The sequence below is a fragment of the Ruminococcus sp. MCC718 genome (genome assembly GCF_018783905.1).
Lineage (GTDB): Bacteria > Bacillota > Clostridia > Lachnospirales > Lachnospiraceae > Hominisplanchenecus > Hominisplanchenecus faecis.
This window is the reverse complement of the sequence record NZ_WQNP01000016.1, coordinates 1-5,804: the sequence shown is the minus strand read 5'-3', so window position 1 is coordinate 5,804 and position 5,804 is coordinate 1. Positions and strand designations below refer to the sequence as shown.

Annotated in this window: 8 protein-coding genes and 1 tRNA gene; 5 read left to right on the top strand and 4 right to left on the bottom strand. The window is 37.2% G+C overall.

Going from position 1 to position 5,804, the window contains the following annotated elements; translation table 11 throughout:
• Positions 1-630 (top strand): hypothetical protein (locus tag GPK60_RS01700; RefSeq protein WP_215658738.1); only part of this gene is annotated, 630 nt, incomplete at its 5' end.
• Here GPK60_RS01700 and GPK60_RS01695 read toward each other — a convergent pair.
• Together GPK60_RS01695 and GPK60_RS01690 are read right to left on the bottom strand one after the other, a co-directional pair.
• Positions 594-1,124, bottom strand: a complete 531-nt coding sequence (locus tag GPK60_RS01695) for a relaxase/mobilization nuclease domain-containing protein (RefSeq protein ID WP_173866705.1) — start codon at positions 1,122-1,124, stop codon at positions 594-596. The two genes, GPK60_RS01700 and GPK60_RS01695, sit on opposite strands and share 37 nt — an antisense overlap.
• Positions 1,111-1,377, bottom strand: coding sequence for a hypothetical protein (locus GPK60_RS01690; protein WP_215658737.1), 267 nt, complete (start codon positions 1,375-1,377; stop codon positions 1,111-1,113). Before GPK60_RS01690 ends, GPK60_RS01695 begins: the two co-directional genes overlap by 14 nt.
• Before the next feature lie 415 nt (positions 1,378-1,792).
• Between GPK60_RS01690 and GPK60_RS01685 the strand changes: the two genes are divergently transcribed.
• From GPK60_RS01685 to GPK60_RS01675, 3 genes are all read left to right on the top strand, one after another.
• Positions 1,793-2,008 carry a DUF6462 family protein gene (locus tag GPK60_RS01685; protein WP_173866707.1) on the top strand — a complete coding sequence of 72 codons (216 nt, stop codon included), beginning with the start codon at positions 1,793-1,795 and terminating at the stop codon, positions 2,006-2,008.
• Between the two features lie 4 nt (positions 2,009-2,012).
• Positions 2,013-3,158, top strand: coding sequence for a site-specific integrase (locus tag GPK60_RS01680; RefSeq protein ID WP_215658736.1), 1,146 nt, complete (start codon positions 2,013-2,015; stop codon positions 3,156-3,158).
• A 498-nt stretch (positions 3,159-3,656) separates the two neighbouring features.
• Positions 3,657-3,854 carry a hypothetical protein gene (locus tag GPK60_RS01675; RefSeq protein ID WP_022118384.1) on the top strand — a complete coding sequence of 66 codons (198 nt, stop codon included), beginning with the start codon at positions 3,657-3,659 and terminating at the stop codon, positions 3,852-3,854.
• Positions 3,855-3,902: 48 nt separating this feature from the next.
• Here the strand turns inward: GPK60_RS01675 and GPK60_RS01670 are convergent, their stop codons facing one another.
• Together GPK60_RS01670 and GPK60_RS01665 are read right to left on the bottom strand one after the other, a co-directional pair.
• Complete coding sequence (locus tag GPK60_RS01670; protein ID WP_147631181.1) at positions 3,903-4,361, bottom strand: threonine/serine exporter family protein; 459 nt, start codon at positions 4,359-4,361, stop codon at positions 3,903-3,905.
• Complete coding sequence (locus GPK60_RS01665; RefSeq protein WP_250843710.1) at positions 4,361-5,128, bottom strand: threonine/serine exporter family protein; 768 nt, start codon at positions 5,126-5,128, stop codon at positions 4,361-4,363. The genes GPK60_RS01670 and GPK60_RS01665 overlap by 1 nt, the downstream gene beginning before the upstream one ends.
• Positions 5,129-5,322: 194 nt before the next feature.
• On the opposite strand from GPK60_RS01665, the gene GPK60_RS01660 reads away from it, so the two are divergent.
• Positions 5,323-5,396, top strand: a tRNA-Arg gene (locus tag GPK60_RS01660).
• Positions 5,397-5,804 lie beyond the last annotated feature (408 nt).

Below are 5,804 nucleotides of genomic sequence, written 5' to 3'. Positions count from 1 at the left end.
TCATTATACAGCTTAAGCAACAAGATGGATAATTCCTTACTGGCTGTAAGGGATATTAACCATAAATATATTGTAGTAGACAAAATGTTAGATAGCAACGTTCTCTTCCACCAAAAAGGAAGTCTTACCCAACATTATAACCGCTTTCTCTGGCTTGCAGTCACTGGTTTTTGTATTTTTTTGCACCAAAACGATACTTTAGCTGATGCTGCACTGGATTTATTTCATTTTGCCAAAAAGCACCTGTTAAATACAGAAACGATTACAGAGTCTGATGTTTCTGAATCTTTTACAGTCAAAGAGCTTCTCCGCTCTTTATATGCTTGGCTACAACAGGAAGCTTCTGCTGATTCTGACATTGCCAAAATAGATTTTGAAAAGCGTGATACTCACGAACAATGTTATTATTTAGAATCCAAATTTTGGTATGCTTCTTATTCCAAGTATTGCAGACAACACAAGCTTGTTGCTTATCCTGAGAAGAAAATTATAAACGCTTTAAAAGAAACTTCCATCTTAAATGTACGCAGCGAAAGCGGATCTCTCGGAAAATACCGAACATTCAACAGGAAACGTGGATATTACTTTATTCTCTATATTTCACGGCTTTCCAAAAGATGCCACCAATAAATTTTTCTGTTCTTTATATTTTTTGCCCGATATTTTAAGACAATTTGTCTTACATTCTCGTTTAGTTGAACAATATCTTGTTTTTGCCAATGGATTTTTTCACCTGTATAAACATTTACCGGATTCACAGCAAAATGTATATGCATCTTGTTTTTGCGATTTTCATGTAAGCCGAAAAACACCTGATGTTCTCCTCCGAAAAGTTTTGCAATATCATATCCTATACTAAGATACTGCTGCAATGAAAATACTTCTTTTTTTGAAAATCCTACAACAATATGCAAGATCCTTTTTCCACTGTCTTTGCGATACACTCTTTGTATTTTTTCAAATTGTGAAATAGTCAAATTTATATTTTCATAGTCCACACCCAATGCACCAAAAATGTTATTGGGTGTTTTGTTTTCTTCTTCTTTTCCCCAAATATATGTAATCACGTTTTTAATCGCATCTTTATTCTTATATTCACCTTTTATAATTTTAAACACTGCCATGATCTTCCAACTCCTTTTTCATTCTTTTAATATATTTTTTTCTCGATATTTTTTTCGCTTTCAGCTCATTGAACAGACTATAAAATCTGTATTCATATATTATTTTCTGTGTATTATCTGTTTCCTGTTTTGTTTCATAGCATACTTTTTTAATCATATAATCACTAATTGATAAGTTACGTTCTTCAGCTTCTTTTCTGATTTTTTCTTTTTCTTCATTTGAGCATCTAAGTGATATTTTTTCATTTTTCATGTTCTTATTTCCTCCTAATTGATATTTGATATTTGATTTTTGTTTTTTATATATTTTGGATTATATTGATATTACTGTATTTTTGCTATACCAGTAAGATACGTGTAGTACATTTTGCTACTCTTGTTATCTATTTTTCTTTCTATGAGAAATACTATATTTTTTTCTTTTTATTTTTTCTTTTTATTCTTTTCTTTTATTTTTTTATAATATTCAACTTGATTACACCATTCTTTTTTCTCGAATCTCTTCAAGCGAATTTTTCAACATCCAACTTATATATCATCTCATGGTAAAAGATCCCATATATCAGATTATCGGTTTTACTATTTTTATCTACTTGTATAAGTTTTTATAACTTATTATCCGCACATAACAATTATCTAAAAATCAAAAATGAAAGGAGGTTTTTATTATGAGAGCAAGAAAAAATACGAAAGTCGTTACATTTGAGCCTCTTACACTGGATAAAGAACAGGCAAAGGCTCGTTATAATCTAGGAGAAAATTCCCTAAACAAAATTGCTGCTGCCGCCGGAGCATATATAAAAGTCGGCAGACGGAAATTGTATTTAAGAAAAGCAATGGATACTTACTTTGAAAATTTAGCTCAGACACAACAGGAGATGTGATACTATGGAAAACTACAGAAATTTACCGAAAGGCATTTGTTACTTAAGAAACAGGCAGCGATTTATGGGACGTTTTCAACACAATAAACAATCTTACACTTTTTATGACAAAAACTTGGACAATTTAATCGAAAAAATGAACAAAGCCAAGTATGAATTATCACTCGGCTTAGATATCAAACAAAAACCTTATTCTGTTGATGAATGGCATGACATATGGATCAAGTACAAAGAAAATGAAGTAAAGTATGGCACTGTTTTAGATTATCGCGAAACCTACCGTTTACATATCAAACAGCCGCTTGGTCAGAAAAAATTAAAGAAAATAACGTCTGACCATATACAGGATATATATTATAATCTGGCAGCAGAATGCTATTCAAAATCCACCTTAAAAAGCGTACGTGCCGTTTTAAACGGTATGTTTACCTATGCATTAAGAAAAAAAGTGATTTTAATAAATCCATTGGACAGAACTTATCTTCCCAAAATCAAAAAACCAAAGAAAAAACAAGTACTTTCTCTGGAACAACAAAAAATATTTTTAGCGTATACGAAAGGTAACGTCTGTGAGCCACTTATCAAATTAGCTGCCGGAACTGGAATGCGTATCGGAGAAATCAGAGGACTTCAATGGAAGAATGTAGATTTTAAGAATCATTTGATCCATGTTCGAACCACTTTAAAATATGGCGGTAAAGGTAAAGGTTATCGGCTGGATACTCCAAAAAGCGAATCCAGTGAACGAAGCATTTATATGCTTCCTGATATAGCTGAGTTACTATCGAACGAACGCACATTACAAAGCAGACGAAAAATTATGGCTGGGGATTACTGGGAACCATGTGAAGGTCTTGAAGATTTAGTATTTACCACAAGTAACGGTCGTCCTCTTCATGTATCTAAAGTCAATATAGAAATCAAAAAAATACAGCAAGCAATGATTGATGATGGTATCAATATGCCACCTATTACACCTCATTTAATCAGGCATATGTTTGCTACCAGATGTCTTGAAAAAGGTATTCCACCAAAAGTTGTACAAGACATCTTAGGACATAGCACGATTGAAATGACTTTAGATACCTATTCACATGTATTACCGGATTTTAACGAAAAAGAAATGATGAAACTGCAAGACGTCATATAAACTTGGAAGTATTTGCAAATGTCCGTTTTAAGCTGAATTGAAAGTTGTGTCAAAAGTTGTGTCAATGCCCTTATTTACCACTTTATCCTTCCCTTTTGTTTATAAAGAAAATCCTTCTAAACCCTTGATTTTCCTTAAAATGAAACATCCGGTAGGGGAGCTACCGGATGTTTCGAGGGGAGTATAAATAATTAATAAGGGGTTCGTAAAAAAAATTTTTGAAGGGTAAATTCTTTTTACAGTTGAATTATAATATATATTGGTAAAAATTGCAATAAGTATTTTTCTGTTTTTTGTCTATTATGAAAACATCGGCAGATTTTGGCAATGATTTCCATTATATTTTTTCACTTTTTGAAGAAACTATAAGATGTCAGAAGGCACCACATAAGATGCAGTGCAGTTCTCTCAGATCAATCTCAGACGTACTGACCAGAAACGCACACAAAGTCTCTCGTGCCTTCGGAATGAATTTACAGTCACAAGGAGGAAATTGACATGAGTAAAAATGCAAATTCGAAAAACCGCACACAGAACACTTACAATTCCACAAACGAAACCGATCGGACTACTTCAAAAAATGCTTACGATTCGAAAAACACCTACGATAAAACCACTTCAAAAAACTATGCCGGTAAGAGCAGCTATGACAAAAACTGCCATAACGACGCTTACGACGAAGACGAAATGGAATAAACCATTACCGCTTTTCTATGATACAGGTGCAGTCCCATGCTGCACCTGCTATTTTTTTACCTGACTCTGATTGTTTTTTTCTTCTTTTTGTTTTCTTTTTCCAATGATCTCCACAAGGGAATCGACCATAAATACGCCAAGTGCGATCACACCCGCAATCTGAAGTGTCTGCACCAGGTAGGCAGCTCCCATGCTTCGATTTCCTATAAAAAAGTAATGCACGCTGCGATATAATCCTGCCCCCGGAACCAGTGTCAGAAACCCCGGGATCAGAAAAATCGTCACCGGTGCTTTTTTGATTCTTGCAAAAAAATGGGCAAGCAGTGTAATAGCTGCCGCACCGAGCAGATTAGCTGTCATCATCCCGAATCTTTGCAGTACAACCAGATAGACAAACCATCCGGCCGCACCGATAAAGCCGCAGTTTATAAGATATTTTTTCGGTATTTCAAGTGCCATTGCGAATGTAAAAATGGCCGCAAATGCCGCTATCACCTGTATAATCATCACATCACCCCCGTCAGGATCATTCCAAATGAAACGCCTGCCGCGATCGCCGCCGCACTGACAAATGCTTCCAGTGCTTTTGCTCCTCCTGCCACATAATCACCCTGCATCGTATCCCGCACAGCCGTTGTTATGGCAGCTCCCGGAACGATCGGCATGATCGCCGCTATGATCACAATATCCATCTGTATCGTCTGATATGGATTCTCTGCTGCCAGATATGCCACAACTGCGATTACCGCTGAAGCAAGCAAAAGCTGAAAAAAATCATTCAACCCGATCTTTCTTCCAAGGTACAGTATCAGAACCATGCCAATACCTGCCGCACCTGCCCCGACTGCATCCCATCTGGTTCCGCCAAGCAGAACCGCAAAGAAAAACGCTACCATGATCTGTGCGATGTATTTTTGCAAAGCTGTATAGGTGTACTGTTTCATATGCTTCAGACTGTGAAACGCTTCTTCCAGACTGATATTCCCGGAACAGAATCTTCTTGAAATGTCATTCACTTCTGCAATCCTGCTCAAGTTTGTTCCTCTTGTCTTGATCCGTTTGACAACGGTCATGGAATCCATACGCGGATCGTCGAGCGTGACGATCAGACCGGTCGGCATCACAAACGCTTCTGCTGTTTTCATGCCTGACACTTTTAATATCCTGTGAATGGTATCTTCTACGCGATGGATCTCTGCTCCGCTTTGCAGCATGATCTTTCCTGCCAGTACCGCTGTATCAAGAACCAGTTTACACTCTGCGGTTTTATCCAAAGCTATGCCCTCCATTCCTGATTTTTCTTTCTGAAATACTACCTCATTTATTCTATCATTGCCCAAAGCAAAAAGCCATAAAAACAGGCTCAAAAATTTTTTTATTTTTTTCAAAAAAAGTGTTGACATTTCCATAAACATACTATATAATTCTCATTGTTGCTGAGGTACACAGCAAGGCAACAAAACAAAATGTGCGTTTAGCTCAGCTGGATAGAGCGTTTGGCTACGGACCAAAAGGTCGGGAGTTCGAATCTTCTAACGCACGGTGAACCGCTAGAGTCGTTGACTTTGGCGGTTTTTTCTTTACAAGAATATCCTCAATAAAAATTGACCGAGCTCTTTAGAGCGAGGGATGCTTCTTGTCCGAAGGGCAATCTCCTGACACGCTGCGTTTCCTGTTCGGTTCGCTCGCCTGTTAGCCGCCCTTCGCCTAAACTCGCCTCTTCGAGGCTCAGACAGCGGCTCCTTGGGGCGGCAGCATCGCAAACCTCACGACGGAAGCCTTGCTACCGTCAGAGCGATTTGTTTTCGAATCATCATGGCTGTATTATTTTACGCACTATTTTTTACGATACCGTTCGTTTGTACATTGCTAAAAGCTCCTGGCTTGCCGGGGGTCGCTTAAGCGGAACAGTCCTTTCAGGCCAAATTACAAAACACGAAAAAACAGAGA